This is a genomic window from Faecalibacter bovis (assembly GCF_017948305.1).
Classification (GTDB): domain Bacteria; phylum Bacteroidota; class Bacteroidia; order Flavobacteriales; family Weeksellaceae; genus Empedobacter; species Empedobacter bovis.
Window position 1 is genome coordinate 2161625 of the sequence record NZ_CP072842.1, and the last position, 21308, is coordinate 2182932.

At 29.0% G+C, this 21308-nt stretch carries 16 protein-coding genes and 1 pseudogene; 11 read left to right on the forward strand and 6 right to left on the reverse strand.

What is annotated here, in order from left to right:
* Positions 1 to 86 precede the first annotated feature (86 nt).
* The 3 genes from J9309_RS10475 to J9309_RS10485 are packed head-to-tail and all read left to right on the forward strand — an operon-like array spanning position 87 to position 2669.
* Positions 87 to 869 (forward strand): glycosyltransferase family 2 protein, encoded by a 783-nt coding sequence (locus J9309_RS10475; RefSeq protein ID WP_230475828.1) that lies wholly within the window; start codon positions 87 to 89, stop codon positions 867 to 869.
* Between the two features lie 9 nt (positions 870 to 878).
* Positions 879 to 1757: an ACP S-malonyltransferase gene (gene fabD, locus J9309_RS10480; protein ID WP_230475829.1), complete on the forward strand. Its 879-nt coding sequence runs from the start codon at positions 879 to 881 to the stop codon at positions 1755 to 1757.
* 3 nt (positions 1758 to 1760) lie between these two features.
* Positions 1761 to 2669, forward strand: coding sequence for a GYDIA family GHMP kinase (locus J9309_RS10485; RefSeq protein WP_230475830.1), 909 nt, complete (start codon positions 1761 to 1763; stop codon positions 2667 to 2669).
* A 30-nt stretch (positions 2670 to 2699) separates the two neighbouring features.
* Here the strand turns inward: J9309_RS10485 and J9309_RS10490 are convergent, their stop codons facing one another.
* Complete coding sequence (locus J9309_RS10490; RefSeq protein WP_230475831.1) at positions 2700 to 3479, reverse strand: lipopolysaccharide kinase InaA family protein; 780 nt, start codon at positions 3477 to 3479, stop codon at positions 2700 to 2702.
* A 62-nt stretch (positions 3480 to 3541) separates the two neighbouring features.
* Here J9309_RS10490 and J9309_RS10495 point away from each other — a divergent pair, with 62 nt between their 5' ends.
* The 6 genes from J9309_RS10495 (at position 3542) to J9309_RS10520 (ending at position 14021) form a co-directional block, all read left to right on the forward strand.
* Entirely contained in the window at positions 3542 to 4351 is an 810-nt protein-coding gene (locus J9309_RS10495) for a glycosyltransferase family 2 protein (protein ID WP_230475832.1), read from the forward strand.
* Positions 4351 to 5274 carry a glycosyltransferase family 2 protein gene (locus tag J9309_RS10500; RefSeq protein WP_230475833.1) on the forward strand — a complete coding sequence of 308 codons (924 nt, stop codon included), beginning with the start codon at positions 4351 to 4353 and terminating at the stop codon, positions 5272 to 5274. Before J9309_RS10495 ends, J9309_RS10500 begins: the two co-directional genes overlap by 1 nt.
* Positions 5275 to 5476: 202 nt before the next feature.
* The gene (locus tag J9309_RS10505) at positions 5477 to 6034 is read left to right on the forward strand and encodes an L-threonylcarbamoyladenylate synthase (RefSeq protein ID WP_262897267.1); all 558 of its coding nucleotides are present in this window, start codon (positions 5477 to 5479) and stop codon (positions 6032 to 6034) included.
* 31 nt (positions 6035 to 6065) lie between these two features.
* A complete protein-coding gene (locus J9309_RS10510; RefSeq protein WP_230475834.1) occupies positions 6066 to 7487 on the forward strand; it encodes a CCA tRNA nucleotidyltransferase in 1422 nt (473 codons plus the stop codon).
* A 3-nt stretch (positions 7488 to 7490) separates the two neighbouring features.
* Positions 7491 to 8006: a plasmid pRiA4b ORF-3 family protein gene (locus tag J9309_RS10515; protein WP_230475835.1), complete on the forward strand. Its 516-nt coding sequence runs from the start codon at positions 7491 to 7493 to the stop codon at positions 8004 to 8006.
* A gap of 114 nt (positions 8007 to 8120) precedes the next feature.
* Positions 8121 to 14021: an alpha-2-macroglobulin family protein gene (locus tag J9309_RS10520; protein ID WP_230475836.1), complete on the forward strand. Its 5901-nt coding sequence runs from the start codon at positions 8121 to 8123 to the stop codon at positions 14019 to 14021.
* Positions 14022 to 14065: 44 nt separating this feature from the next.
* Here J9309_RS10520 and J9309_RS10525 read toward each other — a convergent pair whose 3' ends face one another.
* The 3 genes and pseudogenes from J9309_RS10525 to J9309_RS13645 form a co-directional block, all read right to left on the reverse strand.
* Positions 14066 to 14794 (reverse strand): LytR/AlgR family response regulator transcription factor, encoded by a 729-nt coding sequence (locus tag J9309_RS10525; RefSeq protein ID WP_230475837.1) that lies wholly within the window; start codon positions 14792 to 14794, stop codon positions 14066 to 14068.
* Positions 14775 to 17489, reverse strand: coding sequence for a sensor histidine kinase (locus J9309_RS10530; protein ID WP_230475838.1), 2715 nt, complete (start codon positions 17487 to 17489; stop codon positions 14775 to 14777). The genes J9309_RS10525 and J9309_RS10530 overlap by 20 nt, the downstream gene beginning before the upstream one ends.
* A gap of 12 nt (positions 17490 to 17501) precedes the next feature.
* Positions 17502 to 17669: pseudogene (locus J9309_RS13645) on the reverse strand (hypothetical protein); the annotation flags it as partial.
* A 167-nt stretch (positions 17670 to 17836) separates the two neighbouring features.
* Here J9309_RS13645 and J9309_RS10535 point away from each other — a divergent pair.
* The gene (locus J9309_RS10535) at positions 17837 to 18274 is read left to right on the forward strand and encodes a hypothetical protein (RefSeq protein WP_230475839.1); all 438 of its coding nucleotides are present in this window, start codon (positions 17837 to 17839) and stop codon (positions 18272 to 18274) included.
* A gap of 269 nt (positions 18275 to 18543) precedes the next feature.
* Here J9309_RS10535 and J9309_RS13650 read toward each other — a convergent pair whose 3' ends face one another.
* On the reverse strand, positions 18544 to 18660 hold the full coding sequence (locus tag J9309_RS13650) for a hypothetical protein (protein WP_394369300.1): 117 nt from the start codon (positions 18658 to 18660) through the stop codon (positions 18544 to 18546).
* Between the two features lie 346 nt (positions 18661 to 19006).
* On the opposite strand from J9309_RS13650, the gene J9309_RS10545 reads away from it, so the two are divergent.
* Positions 19007 to 20512 carry a helix-turn-helix domain-containing protein gene (locus J9309_RS10545; RefSeq protein ID WP_230475840.1) on the forward strand — a complete coding sequence of 502 codons (1506 nt, stop codon included), beginning with the start codon at positions 19007 to 19009 and terminating at the stop codon, positions 20510 to 20512.
* An 82-nt stretch (positions 20513 to 20594) separates the two neighbouring features.
* Here the strand turns inward: J9309_RS10545 and J9309_RS10550 are convergent, their stop codons facing one another.
* Positions 20595 to 21308, reverse strand: coding sequence for a 16S rRNA (uracil(1498)-N(3))-methyltransferase (locus J9309_RS10550; RefSeq protein ID WP_230475841.1), 714 nt, complete (start codon positions 21306 to 21308; stop codon positions 20595 to 20597).

A 21308-nucleotide genomic window follows, 5' to 3' on the forward strand; every position in this document is an offset into this window, starting at 1 on the left:
AAATAGTTTATTTTTCTGTTTAAATATTAATTAATCGTATTTTAAAATAATATATTTGAGATACGAAATGAACAAAACCAATCTAAATGCAGAAGATCTCGGCACTACTGATTACTTACAACGAGGAAAAAAATATTAAGCGTTTCTTAGATGATGCTGATTATGCTGATGAGATTATTTTAGTTGATTCTTACAGTACAGATCGTACCATCGAAATTGCTAAAACTTATCCGAAGGTAAAATTATTTCAAAGAGAATTTACAAACTTTTCTGATCAAAAAAACTTTGCGATTCAGCAAGCTTCTTACGAATGGATTACATTCTTTGATGCTGATGAACATATTCCAGCAAGTTTAAAAGAGGAAATTTTAAATACTATAAAAAGTAACACTTCTGCTGATGCATACTACGTTTATCGTAAATTTTATTTTAAGAATAAGGTTTTGAATTATTCAGGTATGCAGAATGATAAAGCTATTCGAGTTTTTAAAAAATCTAAAAATAGATACAAAAATAATAGATTAGTGCATGAACTAATTCAATGTGATGGAGTAGTTTCAAAACTGAGAAATAAATTAGATCATTATACCTATTCATCTTCAGAAGAATATAGAAATAAATTAACATCATATTCAAAACTTAGAGCACAAGAGTTGAGGATGAAAAATTTGAAACCAAATTTCTTTCATTTTCAAGTCAAACCAGCTTATAGATTCTTTAATCATTATATCCTACGATTAGGATTTTTAGATGGAAAAGAAGGATATGTTATTTCAAAACTACATGCTGATTCAGTTAAAAACAGATATGTATTTTTGAATAAAATTTACGAAGCTGAAGCTTCACAACTTATTAATAAAAACGCATAAATCACAATAATGAAAGCTTATGTTTTTCCAGGTCAAGGAGCTCAATTCACAGGAATGGGTAAGGACCTTTATGACAATTCAGCAATTGCAAAAGAATTATTTGAGAAAGCAAACGAAGTTTTAGGATTTGATATTACTAAAATTATGTTTGAAGGATCTGCTGAAGATTTAAAACAAACAAAAGTTACGCAACCTGCTGTATTTTTACATTCAGTTATTTTAGCTAAAACTTTAGAGGATTTTAAACCAGAAATGGTTGCAGGACACTCTTTAGGTGAAATTTCAGCTTTAGTTGCTGCAGAAGTTTTGGATTTTGAATCAGGATTAAAATTAGTTTACAAACGTGCATTAGCAATGCAAGACGCATGTGAAGCAAATCCATCAACAATGGCTGCTATTTTAGGATTAGAAGACGAAATCGTAGAAAAAGCTTGTGAAGAAATTGATGGTGTTGTAGTAGCGGCTAATTATAACTGTCCAGGTCAATTAGTGATTTCTGGAGAGATTGAGGCTGTAAATGCTGCTTGCGAAAAATTAAAAGAATTAGGTGCAAAACGTGCATTAGTTTTACCAGTTGGTGGAGCTTTTCACTCGCCTTTAATGAAGCCAGCAGAAGAAGAATTAGCAAAAGCTATTGAAGAAACAACTTTTAATACACCTATTTGTCCAGTTTATCAAAATGTAACGACAACAGCAGTTACAGATCCGGCTGAAATTAAAAAGAATTTAATCGCACAATTAACAGCTCCAGTAAAATGGACACAATCTGTACAAAATATGATTGCTGATGGTGCAACAGAGTTTATCGAAGTTGGTCCAGGTAATACACTACAAGGTTTAGTAAAAAAAGTTAGTCGTGATGTTGCGACTTCTTCAGCACAAATCTAAAAGATGAAAACATTCCGTTCTAATGGAAAATTATTCCTTATCGGGGAATATATTGTAATGGATGGAGCGAAAGCATTTGCATTGCCCACTAAGTTTGGGCAATGTTTATTTGTAAAAGATTCGTCCGAATATTCAAATCAAATCAATTGGAGTGCATATAAAGCTGATAATTCGTTATGGTTTGATGTTCAATTTAAATTAGATTCGCTAGATATAATTGCTACTTCTAATGAAAAATTAGCAAAATCTCTTCAAAATATTTTGATTCAAGCTAAATCATTAAATCCAGATTTTTTCAATTCAAAGCAAGGTTTCAGTTGTGAAACCAAGTTAGAATATCCGCAAGAATGGGGATTAGGAAGTAGTTCGACTTTAATTGATTTGATTAGTCAATGGATTGAAATTAATCCTTTCGAATTAAATCAATTAACTTTTAACACGAGTGGATACGATATTGCTTGTGCACATCACAATAAGCCGATATTGTTTTCGAATCATCCGCAAATTAATGTGGAAGAATTGGAATTGAATTGGAATTTTAAAGACCAATTGTTTTTTGTATATCTTAATCAAAAGCAAGATACGCAGGCAGTTGTTGGAAATCATTATAAAAATAAACTGAAAGATTGGGATTTAATTAATGAATTGTCGCAATTAGTTTTAGATGCAACAAACGTTCAAGAATTAGCTGATTTTGAATTAATTTTAACAGATTATCAAGATAAATTAGGTGCTTTTATGCAACTTCAACAACCAAAAGAAATGTATTTTAAGGATTATGAAGGATGCGTGAAAAGTCTTGGTGCTTGGGGCGGAGATTTTGTTTTGGTGACTTACCGAGAAGGAATGGAAACTTATTTTAAAGAGAAAGGTTACAATGTTATAATTCCTTTTTCTGATATGATATTATAAAAAAAAGCACTTCAATCGAAGTGCTTTTTTTTATTTTTTACCAATCATTGCTTTTAATTTCTTTTTTCGAGCTTGTTTTTGATGAAATTTAAACTGAAATTCTTTTGTTTCATTCCACATGGCATCAATTACTTCATCACTAGGTTTGTTAATTAATTTCGCATATTCTGTCGCCATAATTTCTACCATTTCTTTATGAGGTGTTAAACGCGAAAAATTCTTCATTCTAGTTTCAAAATCCATCGAATCATGGAAATTCATTCGATTCAAATCAACTAAATAAAAATTATATTTATTTTCAGAAACTTTTTCTATCAGCGTGTTTCCTGGCGAATGATCTAAAAATTCAATCCCTGCTTCGTGTAATTGATAGGTGAAATGAGTAAATTGTTTTAAGATCTCTGTTCGATTTGGCCAATTAAAATCATGAACCATTTCACGATATGTTAAATCAGCATATACTAATTCGCATAAATAGTAACTTTTTAAAAATTGTAAAGCCGTTTTTTCTTCTACATATGCTATTGGATATGGTGTAAGAAATCCTAAATCAATCAATTTTTTTGCATATTCGTAAGAACGTTGCGCTTTAGATTCTCTAAAGAAACGATAAACAAATTTGTTGACGATATTTGGAATTTTAAACGATTTAATTGTCGCAATTTTATCGTTTTTTAATGTAATTTTTTTAATTGAATTACGATCACCTTTAGCTACATAATCTGTAATCGAATCATATTGATCAATAATAGGTTTAATTTCTTGCGAAGTTGTATTATAGCTCGGATTTATTACAATTTTTTGACTCATTTTTTACAAATTTCAAAGAGAATAAATTTTAATCTCTTTTTCTATTTTACAATGCCAAAGATATGTTTATTTTTGTTGATATGAAGATTAATACCAGCTTAGTTTTATCGACTTATAATTGGCCAGAAGCTTTAGAACTGGTTCTGAAAAGTATAGCAAACCAAACGACTTTACCGGATGAGGTTCTCATTGCCGATGATGGATCGAAAGTGGAAACCAAAAAATTGATTGATGCAATTAAAATGGATTTTCCTGTACCAATCAAGCATATTTGGCATGAAGATAATGGAAATCGTAAGGCAATTATTATGAATAAAGCAATTGCTCAGGCTTCTTCAGACTATATTATTAGTATTGATGGTGATGTGATTTTGCATCCAAATTTTGTGGCAGATCATTTAATGCTGGTAGAAAAAAATGTTTATCTGTATGGTTCTCGTGTAACGATTAAAGAAAGTAAATTATCAGATTTATTTACTTCAAAAAATATCAACTTTAATATTTTTTCGAAAGGAATCAAAAAACGTGGTAGAACTTTACATCTTCCATTTTTAGCTAAAAATCAAAAAAAACATCCAAATTATTCATCTAAAATGAGAGGTTGTAATTTTTCTTTTTGGAAAGAAGATTTTATAAAAGTCAATGGCTATAATGAAGAATTTTCAGGCTGGGGAAGAGAGGATTCAGAATTAGTTTTGCGCATGCATAATGCTGGTATTGAAGCAAAGCGATTAAAATTTGCAGGAATTGTGTATCATATTTATCATCACGAACAAAGTAAATCATTTTTGGATCGCAATGATAAAATACAATTACGAACGATCAACGAAAAATTAAAATTCGCCGAAAAAGGCATCAATCAATATATTTAATGTTAGATTTAAGCATCGTAACGATAAATTTTAATACAAGCAACGCTACAATTGCCTGCGTAAAAAGTATTATAGAAAAAACAACATTACTTAATTACGAAATTGTAGTTATTGATAATGCTTCTGAAAGAGATGATTATCTAAATTTAGAAAATGAAATCAAAAATCTAAATTTAGAGAATCTAAAATTAGTTCGTAGTAATTTGAACACAGGCTTTGGGACTGGTAATATGATTGGATATGCCGAAACTTCGCCAAGTAAATATGTTACTTTTATAAATAATGATGTTGAATTAATTGATGATTGTTTTTCGGTTTTAAAGCAATATTTAGATCAAAATCCTGATGTTGGAGTTGTTTCTCCACAATCAGTGAATGAACAATTAGATTTTGTGCCTACAATTGATCATTTTGCATCTTGGCAACGTGAAATTTTTACCAGAAAAATTCTAGAAATTGTAAATCCTAAAAGATTTCCAAAACGTAAAAAAAGTTACACAAAACCTATAGAAGCCGATTTTATTGCAGGTTCGTTTATGTTTTTACGCCGCGAAGATTTTGATACAATCGGAGGCTTTGATCAAAATATTTTCTTGTATTATGAAGAAACAGATTTATCTCGCCGACTAAAAGCTATTGGCAAAAAAACAGTTTTGATTCCAACGATTCAATACAAGCATTTCCATGGATTAAGTACAAAAAAATCCATAGCAATTAAATTAGAGCAAAAGCTTTCATTAATATATGTCGTAAACAAGCATCAAGGTTGGCTAGCTTCAAAAGTTTTATTGATTTATTTCGGTATTAAATACTTTTTCTCAACTTTAGTTAGTCCAAAAAAATGGCCTTTGTTTAAAGCAACGTTAGTAGGAATGCCAATGTTTTTATCTCTAAAACATAAGCAAAAAATAAAGGAAATCTAATCTTAAAACTTCATTTAGAAGTTTCATGATGATATTTTTAATAAACCTTTAATTTTTTTATAGTTTATTATAATAAGAACTACTTGTAATATCGAAAATTATTATAACGTTTTAGATAAAACTTGAATATAATTTTGAAATTTGCACTCAAATCAAAAAAGATATCTATTAAATTAGATTCACATCAAATAAATCAAAATCAATGTCTAATATTCACGAAATCGTAGAACAATTAAACGAAGGAAAAACAATGCTATATCCTACTGATACTATTTTAGGTATTGGATGTAGTGCAAAAAACGAAGAAGCAATTCAAAAGATTTTTGATATCAAAAATAGGCCTTCGTCTAAGTCATTAATCATTTTGGTTGATTCTCCTAAAATGTTACAAGATATTGTTGAGGTTCCTGAATTAGCTTGGGATTTAATGGATTTTAATGAAAAACCAATAACAATAATATATGATAACCCAAAAGGGTTACCTAAATCTTTAATTGCAGAAGATAATACCATCGCAATTCGTTTAACAGACGATTTGTTATGTAAAAAAATTATCGGTCGATTAAAAGCGCCAATTGTTTCTACTTCAGCAAATCTTTCTGGTGAAGCTTCGCCAAAAATATTTTCAGAAGTGAATCCGGCAATTGTAGAAGGAGTTGATATCGTTTTAAATGAATGCAAAACCTTTGATCCTCAGTTTACTGCATCTACCATAATAAAATTAGGGTTAGATAATCAAGTAAAAGTAATAAGAGAGTAGTTTTTTTAGTCAAATCTTTTACTTTTGCAAAATGAAAATCCAAGAAGCTGTAACATTACCATTATTTAAAAACGTATGTGAAGTTGCTGATCAAATAAATCAGGAAACATATGTTGTAGGTGGTTTTGTGCGCGATTACTTATTAGGAAGGGAACAAAAAAAGGATATTGATTTTGTTACGGTTGGTAATGGAATATTATTGGCCAAAGAATTATCAAAATCTTTAGGTAATACATCACAAGTTTCAGTATTTAAACGTTTCGGAACAGCAATGTTTCGTTATAATGATATAGAATTAGAATTTGTTGGTGCAAGAAAAGAAAGTTATTCAGAAGATAGTAGAAAGCCTCATGTAGAAGATGGTTCATTAGAAGACGACCAAAAACGTCGTGATTTTACCATCAATACATTAGCTATTTCTATGAATAAAGAAACATTTGGAGATTTAATTGATCCATTTAATGGAGTAGAAGATTTAAGAAATGGAATTATTCGTACACCATTAGATCCAAATATTACATATTCTGACGATCCATTACGTATGATGCGCGCAATTCGATTTGCGGCTCAATTAAATTTCGTGATCGAAGAAAAATCTTTTCAAGCAATCATTGATAATGCATCTCGTTTAGAAATTGTTTCTTTTGAACGTGTGATGGACGAGTTTCAAAAAATAATGATGACTGATAAACCTTCTTTCGGTTTAAGTTTATTAGAGAAAGCTGGTTTATTACAATATATTTTGCCTGAATTAACTGCTTTAAAAGGAATTGAAGAAGTTGAAGGTCAAAGACATAAAGATAATTTTTATCATACCTTAGAAGTGGTAGATAACATATCATTATATACAGATAACATTTGGTTACGTTGGGCAGCTTTATTGCATGATATTGGTAAAGCAGTAACTAAAAGATTCGATAAAAAAGTTGGATGGACATTCCATTCGCACGAATTTGTTGGTTCAAAAATGGTAGTTAAACTGTTTAGAAGACTAAAATTACCATTAGGACCACAAATGAAATATGTTCAGAAATTGGTAATGATGAGTTCAAGACCAATTGCAGTTGTGGATGAAGACGCTACAGATTCTGCATTAAGAAGGTTGTTGTTTGACGCTGGAGAAGATTTTGAAGATTTAATCAAACTTTGTAAAGCAGATATTACAACGAAAAACGAACGTAAACAAAAACGATTCAAACAAAATTTTGAATTAGTTGAAGAAAAGATAAAAGACGTCGAAGAACGTGATCGTGTTCGTAATTTTCAACCACCAATTTCAGGTGAGCAAATTATGGAAATGTTTGGATTAACGCCTTGTAAAGAGGTAGGAATAATTAAAAACGCCATAAAAGAAGCTATCTTAGAAGGTGAAGTAGAAAATAATTATAATTCTGCATATAATTATGTTGTAGATTTAGGAAAAAAGTTAAATTTGGAATTGAAAAATAGTTAAAAAGTGATATATAAAATTCGTGTTTTCCTTGATGCAAAGGAGGATGTTTTCAGGGATATTGAAATTAAAGAAAAGCAAACATTATTTACTTTATACAAAGGTATTATTAGTGCTTTTAGTTTACAAGGTGAAGAGTTAGCATCTTTTTACGAAATTGACGAAGATGGTGTAGAATTAAAAGAAATTCCATTAGAGGACATGTCTGATGACGGTACTGACGAAACAATGGCAGATTTCTACATTAAAGAGGTTTTCAAATTACAAGGAGATCGTATCAAATTTGTTTACGATTTTATGGAAATGTGGACTTTTGTTGCTGAATTAATTTCAATCGAAGATAAACCAGCAGTTTTAAATTATCCTTTAACTGTTTACCGTTTTGGGTCTATGCCATTAAAAGCGCCTAAACGTGAAATTGATATTATCGATTTAGAAGGTGATGAAGATATTGATTTTGCTGAAGATGCAGGATTAAACGACTTACAAATCGATGAAGATCTTGACTTAGAAGATTTATAAAATTTACTTTTATATATTTAAAAATCCGAATGTTACTTAGTAGTATTCGGATTTTTTTATGTTTATAACCAACCATTTTTAATTAACTTGCATCTAGCATATAAATCCATGATTATGAGAAGCTACTATATATTTTTAACGCTATTATTCCCATTTTTTGCTATGGCCCAAAACCAACAATTAGATAAATTATGGAAAGAAGTTGACCAGTCTATGAACAACGGTCAATTCAAATCATTAGAACCAAATGTTCTTAAAATAAAATCTCTTGCACAGTCGCAAAAGGACGATGCCAATTACATCAAAGCATTATTTTACGAAGCTAAAATTAAGATAGCTACAATGGAAAATACAGATGATGTAAATTTTGTGATTGAAACATTTGCCAAGGAAATTAACGGAAAATCAAAAATTAGAGATGCAGTTGTACAAATGTATTTGGCCAAATTGTATTTTTTATATTTTCAGGAAAACGAATACAAAATAAATAGTAGAACTTCGTTAGAGAACGCTTCATCTGAAGATATTCGTTTTTGGGATTTTAATGCGTTTGAAAAAAGAATTGAAGAATTATACCAAAAAGCAATTCAACCAAAGAAAGAATTAATTCAAGAAAACTTATCGAATTGGGCTCCTTTAATCGATGATAATAATTCTTTTGAGAAAGGAAGAGATTTAACGCCTACATTGTATGATGTAATTGTGCACGAGTATATTTCGTATTTAGATCATGGATTTAATTTTTCAATTTCTGATGAAAATGATAAAAAAGCCAATCAATACAATCAAGAATTAGCTGAGTTTAATATTCAGAAAGGCGAGTTTAACGCTTTCTTATATAATCAACATGAGCAATTAGTAAGATTAGAAAGCTCGATTACTCAAGAGGAATTTAATAAAGAAATCAATCAACTTGCTTCAATTTATGAAAAAGATGCTTGGTATAGTGCTGTTATTTATTCTGCTATTGTAGAGCGATTAATGCACGAGGACGAACTAAAAAAAGGTAGTTACAATAAGATTTTTGAGATTGAACAAAAATTAAAAAAATTATACCCAAATTCAGATCAAACAAAATATGTATTAGCACAGGCCGATAAAATCAGAGCGAAAGAATTTAGAATTAATTCAGAGCAATATTTACTTCCAAATGAAAATATTCCTGTCAATATTTTTCATAAAAATGTTGATCAACTTTATGTTCGAGTTTATAAATACAAAACAAGTTTTTATGAAAAAGATGCAATTCATCTTGAGTCGTATCATTCATCAACTTTAAAAAATGTAGAAAAATATCTAAAAGGTTTAACGCCTGTAGACGAATATACAATTGATATTAAATCTTTTGACGATTATCAAACACACTCTTCGGTTTATAAATTAAATCCTTTGGCTTCAGGAAATTATATTGTTTTAATTTCTACGGATAAATTATTTGATGTCAATAAAAAGGATGAGACAAAATTTATGTTACTGTCAGCGTCTAATTATATGATAAATTCTATTCAGAATAAGTTTTATGTCTTGGATAGAAAATCGGGAAAACCTATAAAAAATCAAGAGATTGAATATGTAAATTTGAATAACTCATCAAATCAACCAAATAAAATAATTACAGATGATTTAGGAAGAGTTAAAATTGATGGATATAATCAATATCACAATTTAAAAGTAAAGGTTAAAGGCGATGATCTTATTTACAATTTTTACTTGTACAACAGTAATAACATAAAAGGAGATCAAGCAGTTAATACTGCAAAAATTCTTACAGATCGTGCGATTTATCGACCAAGTCAAACGATTTATTATAAATCAATTCTGTATAAGACCATTAACAAAGAAAGTGAAGTTATTCCAAATACACCGATTACGATCATTTTAAATGATGTAAATGGGAAGGAAGTCGCTAAAACAACAGGGCAAACGAACGAATTTGGTTCTTTTAATGGTAGTTTCCAAATTCCGGCAAGTGGTTTAACAGGTAATTTTCAAATTTATGTTTATTCCTCAGACCAATCAATAAGAGGAAATCAATGGGTTAGAGTAGAAGAATACAAGCGACCAAAATTTGAAGTTAAAGTTGATGATCAAAAAGGTATTTATAAAATAGATGATCTTATCGAAGTAACAGGAAAAGCAGAAGCATTTTCTGGAGCTTCTATCGATCAGGCAGTTGTTAAATATAACATCACACGTCAAGAATTATTTACTTATTGGCCATGGTACAGAAGTATTCCGTACGGACGATCTTACAAGGAAGTAATGGCGTTTGGCGAAATAAAAACCGATGCTGAAGGTAAATTCAATTTCAATTTTATTGCAAAACCAAAAGAACAGCGCAAAGATGTTGATCGTTTATACAACTATACGATTGAGGTTTCTGTGACAGATATTAATGGAGAAACACAATCAACAACATCAAATGTAAAAGTAGGTGATAAGCGACTAGTTCTTTCTTTTGATTTGAATGAGCGAATTACAATCAAAGATGTAGAATCATTTAATATTTCGATTAAAAATGTAAATGATGTAAAGCAAGAAGGGAAAGGAAAAGTTGAAGTATATCGTTTAAAATCGCCTGATCGTGTTTTAAAATCGAATAGTTGGGAAACGAGCTATAATTACTATACAGAAAAACAATTCAATCAGTTATTTCCAACTTATTCTTACGCTTCGAATGATATTCCTAAAAATTGGGAGCTCGGAGAAAAAATAGCTGAACACTCTTACGATACATCGATTTCGTCTAAGGTTAGTTTTAATAATTTAAAAAATTTAGAGGAAGGTTACTATGTAATCAAAGGTTTTGTAATGGATGGGAACGATAAAGTTGAAAATGAACAAATCGTTTTTATTGCTAATCCAAAAAAGCCAAATAAATATACTTTGATCACTGCAAGTACAGATAAATCGAGTTATAAAGTTGGAGAGGAAGTGAAAATAACTTTTCAATCTCCAATTAAAGATGTATTTGTATTTTATTCGATTAATGAAAATAATCAATCAATTCGTGAAGGAGTTTTAGATTTAAAACACGCTAAAACAGTAAAATTTAATGTTTCTAAAGAGCATTTAGGAGGCACTGCTTTAAGTTATTTTGTAGTTAATAATAATGATTTTAAAACTGATAAAGTTGATGTTGCTGTCCCAATGGAATCGAAAGATTTAAAGATAACAACTTCTGTTATTCGTGATAAATTAACTCCAGGTTCTTTAGAAAAATGGCAAATTAAAATTACTGGCGATCAAAAAGACAAATTTTCGTCTGAAGTTTTAGCTGCTATGTATGATGCTTCGTTGGACCAATTCGTAAAGCATTCATTAAATTTTAATCCAAATATTTATCGAACAAATTATGTAAGTAACTATTTCAGTCAAATGAATACAGGTATAAATTCTACATTCTCTAACTCGATTAATAGTATTTGGGATAATGAAATTGGTGGATTATATCATGCCCATGGATTAAACTTTAAAGTATTTAATTTTGGTTTCAACAGAAACTATATTTCTTATAATAGAGAAAATGTTTATCATGACGCTGTACTCACAGCTGGAGTTGCTATGAATAAAGCTGAAGTTTATCCTGAAGCGAAGAGTTTAAGGCAAAAAGATTATGCTGAGGCAAAGAAAGAAGATATTACTTTAAATGAAGTTTCAGTTGTAGATGAACCAAAGTTAGACCAAGTTCAAGCGCGTAAAGTTTTAAATGAAACTGCATTTTTCTATCCAAATTTAATGACAGATAAAGATGGAAATGTAATCATAGAATTTACGGCTCCGGAATCTTTAACGGAATGGAAATTTATGACATTAGCGCATACAAAAGATTTGAAAATTGGGTATCTAGAACAACGTGTAAAAACACAAAAAGAATTAATGGTTGTACCTAATGCTCCTCGTTTTTTAAGAGAAGGAGATCAAGTGGCAATTTCAACTAAGATTAATAATTTATCAGATAAAGTTTTAAATGGCTCGGCTAAATTAATGTTGTTTGATCCGTTTACAAATGAACCAATAGATTCAAAATTCAAACTAAATCAACCAACTCAGAATTTTAATGTAGCCAAAGGAAATTCAGATCAAGTAACTTGGATTTTAGATGTTCCTAAAAATATTCAAGCGGTTGTTTATCGTGTTGTCGCAGTTGCAGGAGATTTTTCTGATGGTGAAGAATCTGCATTACCGATTTTAACGAATCGTATGTTGGTTACAGAAACGATGCCGATTTATATCAAAGAAAATCAAAATAAAACATTCAATTTTAAAAATTTAGAACAAAATAAATCTGAAACATTAGATCATTTTAAATTAACTTTTGAAATGACAGTTAACCCAATTTGGAATGCAATTTTCGCGTTGCCTTATTTACGAGAATATCCGTATGAGTGTGCTGAACAAGTTTTCTCTCGTCTGTATGGAAATATGGTTTCTGAAAAAATTATCAATTCGAATCCAAAAATTAAAGCAGTTTTTGATCAATGGAATGCGAAAGGTGATTTAAAATCAAAACTTCAAGTAAATGAAGAGTTAAAAAATATCATTTTAGAAGAAACACCTTGGGTTCGTTCGGCTGAAAATGAAGAAACGCAAATGAAACAAATCGCGACTTTATTTCAGATGAATCAAATGCAAAACGAAATGAAATCGGCATTTGAAAAATTAAGTGCTAAACAACAAGCAAATGGTGCTTTTGCATGGTTTGAAGGTGGAAATCCTAATGAATATATTACAACTCATATTGTTGCTGGATTTGGGAATTTGAAGAAAATGAATGTGAATTTCAATTCGATGGGTATTCAACCAATTAATTTAGTTGGAAATGCGATTCAGTATATGGATCAAGAAAATTTGAAACGCTACAACGAATTTAAAAAGGATTTAAAATCATTTAAGAATATTATTTATTCAGACGGAATTCATTATTTATATGCTCGTTCGTTTTTCTTAGATCAATTTCCGATGGATAAAAATTTAGAAGAAATGAAAAATGTGATGTTAAAAAATCTGAATGAGAAAAAGTTAGATTTATCATTACAGCAAAAAGCAATTGCTGCATTGGTTCTTAAACGTTTTGGAATGGAATCAGCTGCTAAACAGGTACTAATTTCAACAAGAGAAACGGCAGTTCTTTCGGACGAAATGGGAATGTATTGGAAAAATAATCAACCAGGTTGGTTTTGGTATAACGCACCTGTGGAAACACAAGCAATGTTGATTGAAGCGTATGATGAGGTTTTAAATGACGTAAAATCAGTTGAAGAAATGAAAGTTTGGTTAATAAAAAATAAACAAACGAACCAATGGAATTCGACTAAAGCTACAACGAAAGCTGTTTATGCATTAATGAATACAGGTAAATCGTGGATAGATGCTGAAAAAGGAATAAATGTTAAAATAGGTAATGAAAACTTCGACATTGAAAAGAATTCACAAGCAGGTTCGGGTTATGTAAAAACGATTTGGAATTCAGACGAAATAAAACCAGAATTAGGTAAAGTTGAGGTTTCTAAAACGTCGCCAGGTGTAGCTTATGGAGCAATGTATTGGCAATATTTTGAAGATTTAGATCAAATAAAATCTGCTGAAACAGGAATCAAATTCAATAAAAAATTATATGTAAAATCAAATTCTGCGAATGGTCCAGTTTTACGAGAAATTACATCTCAAACTCCAATAAAAATAGGTGATGTTGTGACGGTTCGTTTAGAAATTTCAATTGATCGAAATATGGAATTTGTTCACATTAAAGATATGAGAGCGAGTGGTTTTGAACCTGTAAATGTTTTATCTGGTTACAAATGGAAAGGTGAATTTGGTTATTATGAAAGCACGAGAGATGCTTCTACAAATTTCTTTGCCGATTTTATGCGCAAAGGAACATATGTTTTTGAATATGATTTAAAAGCAAATAATGCAGGTAATTTTTCGAACGGTATTACTTCAATGCAAAATATGTATGCACCAGAATTAAGTGCGCAAAGTGAAGGAATACGTGTGGAAATTAAAAATTAAATAAATTTATAAAAGAAAAGCTTCAACATTTGTTGAGGCTTTTTTTATTTTTTAAGGATTATAATTTTATCTAAAATAGATTGGATTTTGTCCGTAGCAATTGGTATTTGTATGTCATTAATTAAATGCAGCGTTCCACCGTTTGTTTTACTTACAGAAACAATATAATCAAAATTGACAATATAGGATTTTTGAACTCTGATAAAGCGAGAATCTGAACCTAAAACTTCTTCAAAATTCTTTAAATTTTTACTGACCAAAATGTTCTTTTTATCTTTTAAAATAAGGTCAGAATAAGCGCCCTCTCCTTTAATATAAATGATGTTTTTAGTTTCTATAAACAGCAAGTTATTTGCCGTAGGAACAGCAATTTTTTCAATTGGTGCGTTGGTTTGAGGAATTATTTGTGTGGTTTGTTTTAGTTTAATCCTTTCAACTGTATTGATTAAATCTTCGTGATTAATTGGCTTTAATAAATAATCAAAAGCGTTTAATTTAAATGCTTTTAAGGCATATTCTTCATACGCTGTTGTAAACACAAGAAAGAAATCAATTTTATTGATATCAAAGAATTTATCAATATCTAAACCGCTAAAATTTGGCATTTCAATATCAAGAAAAACAATATCCGGTTTTTGTTTATTTATAGCTTGTATTCCTTCATTTAAATTCTCGCAAGATGAAATAATTTCCACTTCAGGACAAAATTCTTTCAGCATCATTTCTAAAGAAATTCTAGCTCGGTTTTCATCATCAATTATTATCGCTTTCATAGGTTATTTTTAAGAGTTTTATATCAACTTGTGTTCCAGAAGGTTCGTTCTTTTGATTGTATAAATCAATATATGTTATACTTAAATCAAGATGATAAGATTGGTTTAAAATATTTACTCTGTTTTCAATAGCTTTTGTGGCAAAAGATTCGTGGTTTTGCCTTGATTTATTTATTTTTTCACTTGTAATTCGGCCAACTCCATTATCAATTATATGAATGATTAAATGAGTTTCGTTTTGATCAATAATTATCTCAATTTTTTTATCTCCATTTTTATGTAAAAGACCATGTTTTATAGCATTTTCAATAATTGGTTGCAGTAAAAGTGATGGGAATTTCCACAAGTGTGTTTCTACATCATTTTTAATTTCTATTTTATATTCAAAATTATCATCAAATCGTGCTTTTTCAATATCTAAATAAATTTCATTTGTTTCAATTTCTTCCTTCAAACTAATAAAATCCTTTTCGCTTAGTTTAAGAATTTTGCGTGTTAATTTTGAGAATTTTGATAAATAAAATAAAGCTAATTTTTTGTCTTCTGTTAAAATATAGGACTGAATTGTATTTAACGCATTAAAGAAAAAATGCGGATTCATTTGTGATTTAATTGACTTTAATTTTTGAATATTCAGTTCGTTTTTTAAATTAATTTGATCAATATTTGACTGATTAATTTCTTTAATTTTCTTGATTCTAATTCGTGTATAATAGAATATAAAAGCAATAATTGAACTGATTAATAATGCATTAAACCAAAATTTTACCCAAAAAGGTTTATCAATGGTAAAATTAATTTCTTTTGAAATGACACTTTTATAATCTCCTTCAATTAAAATTTTAACGTTATAATTACCTGGTGCTAACGAAGAAAGATTAATTATTCTTGATTTATGATCTTTCTTAATCCAATTAGAGTTATTGATTTTGTAATATATGTTATAAACCTCATTTGGTGTTTTACTAATTACCTTGAAATGAATGTCTATATTATTTTCGTTATGATGTAATTCTTTAATAATCGGCAGATCAATTTCTTTAGAATTAATGATAATTTTATCAATATCTAACCAAGGATGAAAGTTCGAAGTAAAATTGTATTTATTCTTTTTTAAAATTCCTAAAGTTGTAGCAAAATACAAGTACGATCCAATTCTTTCTACATCTGTTGCTTTGAAAGTTGGAGTCAAATTGATCATTTTCGAACTCGAATTATGAATTAAATCGTATTCATAAACCGCATTTGATGTGAAAATGAATAACAGATTATCTAAAACTTTAATTTTTTCAACGGTCGCATTTTTAATATAAGAAGGCAAAACAAAATTAGAAATTTGATTTGTTTCGTTTAATTTAACAATCACATCATCATTAGTTAATCCAATGATGAAATCTTGGAAAGCATATAAATCTTTAAGATATATTGATTTTCCATTGGAATCTTTAATTTCCGAATAAATGTCGTTTTTAACTGTTATTAAGCCGTAATTCGTGGCAAAATACAACAGGTTGGATTTTGGAAGGTATAAAACACTTCTCGAATTTAGTTCTGACAAAATGTAAGTAAAATATAATCCATTCTGTATTAGCTCATCAGCTTTCGGGTATTGCGCTTGATTCTTTCGATGTATTTCTGGATCATTCGTCACTAAACCCGAACGAATACTTCCTGCAAATGCATAATTATTTTTCGAGATTTTAGTTAAGTCTTTTACAGCGATATAATTTTCATAAATTTCGTCAGGATCAATCCATTTAAAAGTTGATGAAGTCGCTAAAATTCGATTTTCGCTTTCATCAAATTTGTTCATTAAAAAACCATGGTTCGATGTAAAACTATGAATCAATTTGTACTGATCATTATCCGATGAAAATATTTTTTCGTCTTCTGTACTAATGATTAAATTATCACGATTTTTTGATAAAAGTGTAGGAATAGACTTTAAATCAAATACTTTGGTTTTAAAACTTTCAACGAACAGAATTCCTTCATTCAAAGTAGAAATCCAATAATGATTGTGTTTATCCTTGAAAATTTGAGAGATATTTTTCTTAGGAAAATAAACTTCCGTATTCTTTCGAATGATATTATATTTAACGATTCCAGAAGTTGTACTTAACCAAATTTCATTATCAAAACTGGTTATGTTTTGTTTAAATTCGAAAGGAAAATCAATTTTATGTTGAACTAATTTTTTACCATCAAACGTGTAAAAAACTTTAGAATTATGTTTATCAAATAAATACAATTTACCCTTTAAAGTAGTTGTAATTGGGTTTTCTATATTTTTTTTGAACTGCGGATCAATCTTAATAATATTGACATTATTCTTATCGAAAAGTTTTACAACTTCTTTAAATATAATTCCAAATCGACCATTAAATTCAAATACTTCCACAACGCCATTTGTTGGCTCTTTCAGAATTGATTTCTTTTTTAAATCCTTTAACGAGAAATAACTTATAAAATCTTGTTCTATCACATAAATAATATCGTTACTTATAATGTATTCTATAAAACCTTTGGAAGTAGTTTCGGGTAAAGTTTTAATCACATTATTTTCGATGTAATATATTTTTCCGTTAAAATCTTGATACCAAATTCTGTTGTAAGAATCTAATTGAATATTAAATACACCATTTTTTCGGATTTGATCAATTTTTTCAAGAACGTTTCCATCATATTTAAACATACCATTTTCACTAGCAATCCAAAAAAATCCTTTTTTATCTTGCTTTATGTCGTATATAGTATTAGTTGTTAAACCTTCAGCTGTATTTATACGGTAAAAAAATGGTTCCTGAGCATGTAAATTGATGTTCAGTATTAATATGATAGTGGTAATTATATATTTTAAATTGGATTGTTTGATAAAATTTAGGTTTAAGTTTTAATCAAATAAATATAGTGTTTTTGTGTATTCTATGTTGTAATTTTTTAATAGATAGGATTCAAAATTTAGATTTTATCAATAAGATTGTTTAAACATCCTTTTACCATGAACCTTTTTGTATTTTTGCTTTTACACTTTTAATAAAAATGACAAACGAATTATACGAGAAAATTGTAAATGTATTTGATGAAAAAATTAATTATCTAAACGCATTAATTGATGATTTACGTTCCCAAAACAACGATACCAAAAGTAGTATGGGAGATAAGTACGAAACTTCAAGGGAAATGATGCAACAAGAAATTACTCGAATTCAAAATCAACTGAATGAAGTGTTAATTCAGCAAGATCAATTTTTGAAATTAGGTGTAAAGGAAAGTAAGATTATTATAAACGGATCTTATGTCGAAACTTCGATGGGAAATTTTCTTATCGGTTGTAGTTTAGGTGAAATAAAATTCGACGATAAAAAGATTTTTGTTTTATCAAATCAAACGCCGTTAGCAAAAGTTTTTTTGGGTAAATCAGTTAACGATACATTCCAAATGAATGGGAAAACATTTCAGATTAATAAAGTAGATTAGAATTGTAAAATCCGATTTTAAAGAATAAAAAAAGACCGAAGTTGCAGCTCGGTCTTTTTAATTGAAAAGTATGCATTATGATTAAGTGAAACTTTGACATTTTTAAAACTTCCAGCATTTGCTTTCGTAGAATAAACGTTTTTTCACTGTGTTTTGTACAAAATCTAATTCGGTTTTAACATTAAAACCATTGGATTGTAAAACATGTTTATGTTCTTGAAAAGAAACTCTTTTTAAGATTCAATACAATGTTATGATTATAATATAAGTTAGAAATAAGGCCCACTTTGATTGGAAAGTAACGTGTGTGCATTATGGAAAAAATATAAACCAAAGTCAAGAAGTGAGCCTGATATTTCCTCTTTATATTGTGATTTGCTTTTTATTTATGTAATAAAAAACAACAACATGTTTGTTTAAATTGTCTTTTACGTTTCGTGCGATTTACAAAAAAACGTATGACTTAGCTTTCGCTTTGTCAATAATTCAAGTAAACTTGAATTGAACTTCTCGTGTAAAGCAATGAGTCTAAATTATAATTTCAATCAACTTGATTTTAAGATGATTCAATCTCTCAATCAAAAACTAAATTAAATTCATTTATAACTGAACTCATTTATTGTGTTTTTTTGTGTAGTTTTGATTTTGTTTGTAAGCAGATTTAATTCAATCAGCGAACGTTCGCTAAATTATGAAAATTCGTTTACATTCACCAAATATTTTTATAAAAAAATGCAAGAAGATTATATAAAACTTATTTTCGGATTAAAAATTAAACAGATAAGAACAGCTAAAGACTTGTCTCTGTTTAAATTATCTAAAATAACTGGGCTTTCAAAATCATATTTAAACGAGATTGAAAAAGGCAAAAAATATCCAAAAACGGATAAAATTATTTTATTAGCAGAAGCTTTTGATGTGCCTTATGACGATTTAGTTTCTTTAAAGTTAGATAAAAATTTAGCACCAGTAGCAGAAATCTTACAATCTAATCTTTTGCAGGAGATACCTTTAGAGCTTTTCGGGATTGAAGAAAGAGATTTAATTGAGATAATTTCCAATGCTCCGATGAAAGTAAATGCTTTTATTTCCACATTAATCGAAATTGGAAACAATTACAATTTAACGAAAGAAAGTTTTTATTTAGCATCCTTACGATCTTTCCAAGAAGCGAACGATAATTATTTCCCAGAATTAGAAATTGCCGCCAAAAATTTCTTGAAACAATATTCTACTTACCAAGAAGGTGAAACGATTACTGACGATTTGATGACGGAAATCTTGAAAGAAGAGTACGGAATCGAAGTTTTTTATGAAGATTTTAAATCGCACAAACGTCCTGAATTAGGTAAGCTGCGATCGATTTATATAGAAGAAAAGAAGCATTTATACATCAATATTGATTCAGATTTAGATCAAAAAAGATTCATTTTAGCAAAAGAGTTAGGATATAATTATTTAGGTTATAAAGAACGTTTAAACACATATTCGTGGGTTTCTTTCGAGAATTTTGATCAATTATTGAATAATTTTTATGCATCTTATTTTGCTGGAGCATTATTATTGCCTGAAGATGAATTAGTATACAAAATGACTCAATTATTTGGTGAAGACAAGCACGATATTAAGAATTTCTTACGTCTTTTCGGAAGTTATACCGAGTCCCCAGAAACGGTTTATCAGCGCATGACTAATTTATTGCCTAAACATTTTAATATTCGTGATTTATTCTTTTTACGTTTAACAACGAAGATAGGAACAGGAAAATATAAGTTAACAAAAGAATTACATCTAAATCAGCAACAATCTCCACAAGCTAACGAAACTGATGAGCATTATTGTAGACGTTGGGTGTCTTTAAATGTTTTAAAAAAATTAGAAAATTCAACTCCAGAAGATCCTGAACATGTAATTTCTTCCCAAGTTTCGATTTATCCTTTTAATAATAATCAAAAATATTACGTGGTTTCTTCAGCGACGAAAGATCCTTTTAATCCTGATTATTTACGAAGCGTTACAATTGGATTGTTGCATAAAAGTGCGCAAAGAAAAGTAAAGTTTTTAAATGATCCAGAAATTCCTATAAAAGAAGTTGCGGTTACATGCGAAAACTGTGGAATGGAGAATTGTGCCGAACGTGTTGCGCCACCAAAACGTTTTTCTAAAGATATGCAATCTAAGAGATTAAGCGTTGTTGTAAATGAATTTATTAGGGAAAAAGTCAATAGATTTAAGTAATTCTAACAGAATATAAAAAGTGAAATTGTTTCTAAAGACACACAAATAAGATAAAAAAAACCGGATGATTAATCCGGTTTTTTTATTTATGATTATATGCCCAATCTGTTGCAAAAACAGCTTGTAATGCGGCAGTTTCAGTTCTGAAACGTTGCGAACCTAATGAAATTCCATTAAAGCCTTTTTCGTAAGCAGTCTTAATTTCGTCGCGAGAAAAATCTCCTTCAGGTCCAATCATAATTAAAACCTTTTCAGGTTGTTCACTTAAAATTTGGTTGTAAGGAGTTCTTTCAATATCATTCTCACAATGAGCAATACATTTTTTATAGTCTTTAAAATCTTGCTTGATGAAATCATTAAACTTAGTTAAATCGTTCATTTTAGGTAAATAAGCCTTTAACGATTGTTTCGTAGCTGATTGTACAATTTTTTCTAAACGTTCAATTTTAATGTTTTTTCGCTCTGAATGAAAAGTTTGTAAAAACGTAATTTCATCTATACCAATTTCGGTTGCTTTTTCTAAGAAAAATTCAATACGTTCCATTGTTTTAGTAGGAGCGATGGCAACATGAAGATAGTATTTTTTTTGCTCGAAATTTTCTTGTAATTCTATAACATTGGCTTCAACAGATTTTTTAGTTACTTGTGTAACTTCACACTTTGCTAAATTTCCATTCCCATCAGTTACATGTATAATATCGCCTTCATTTCCTCGTAAAACTTTTGCGAAATGATTGCTTTCTTCTTCACTTAAAAAAGCATGATTACCTTGAAATGTTCCAAAAAATAACTTCAT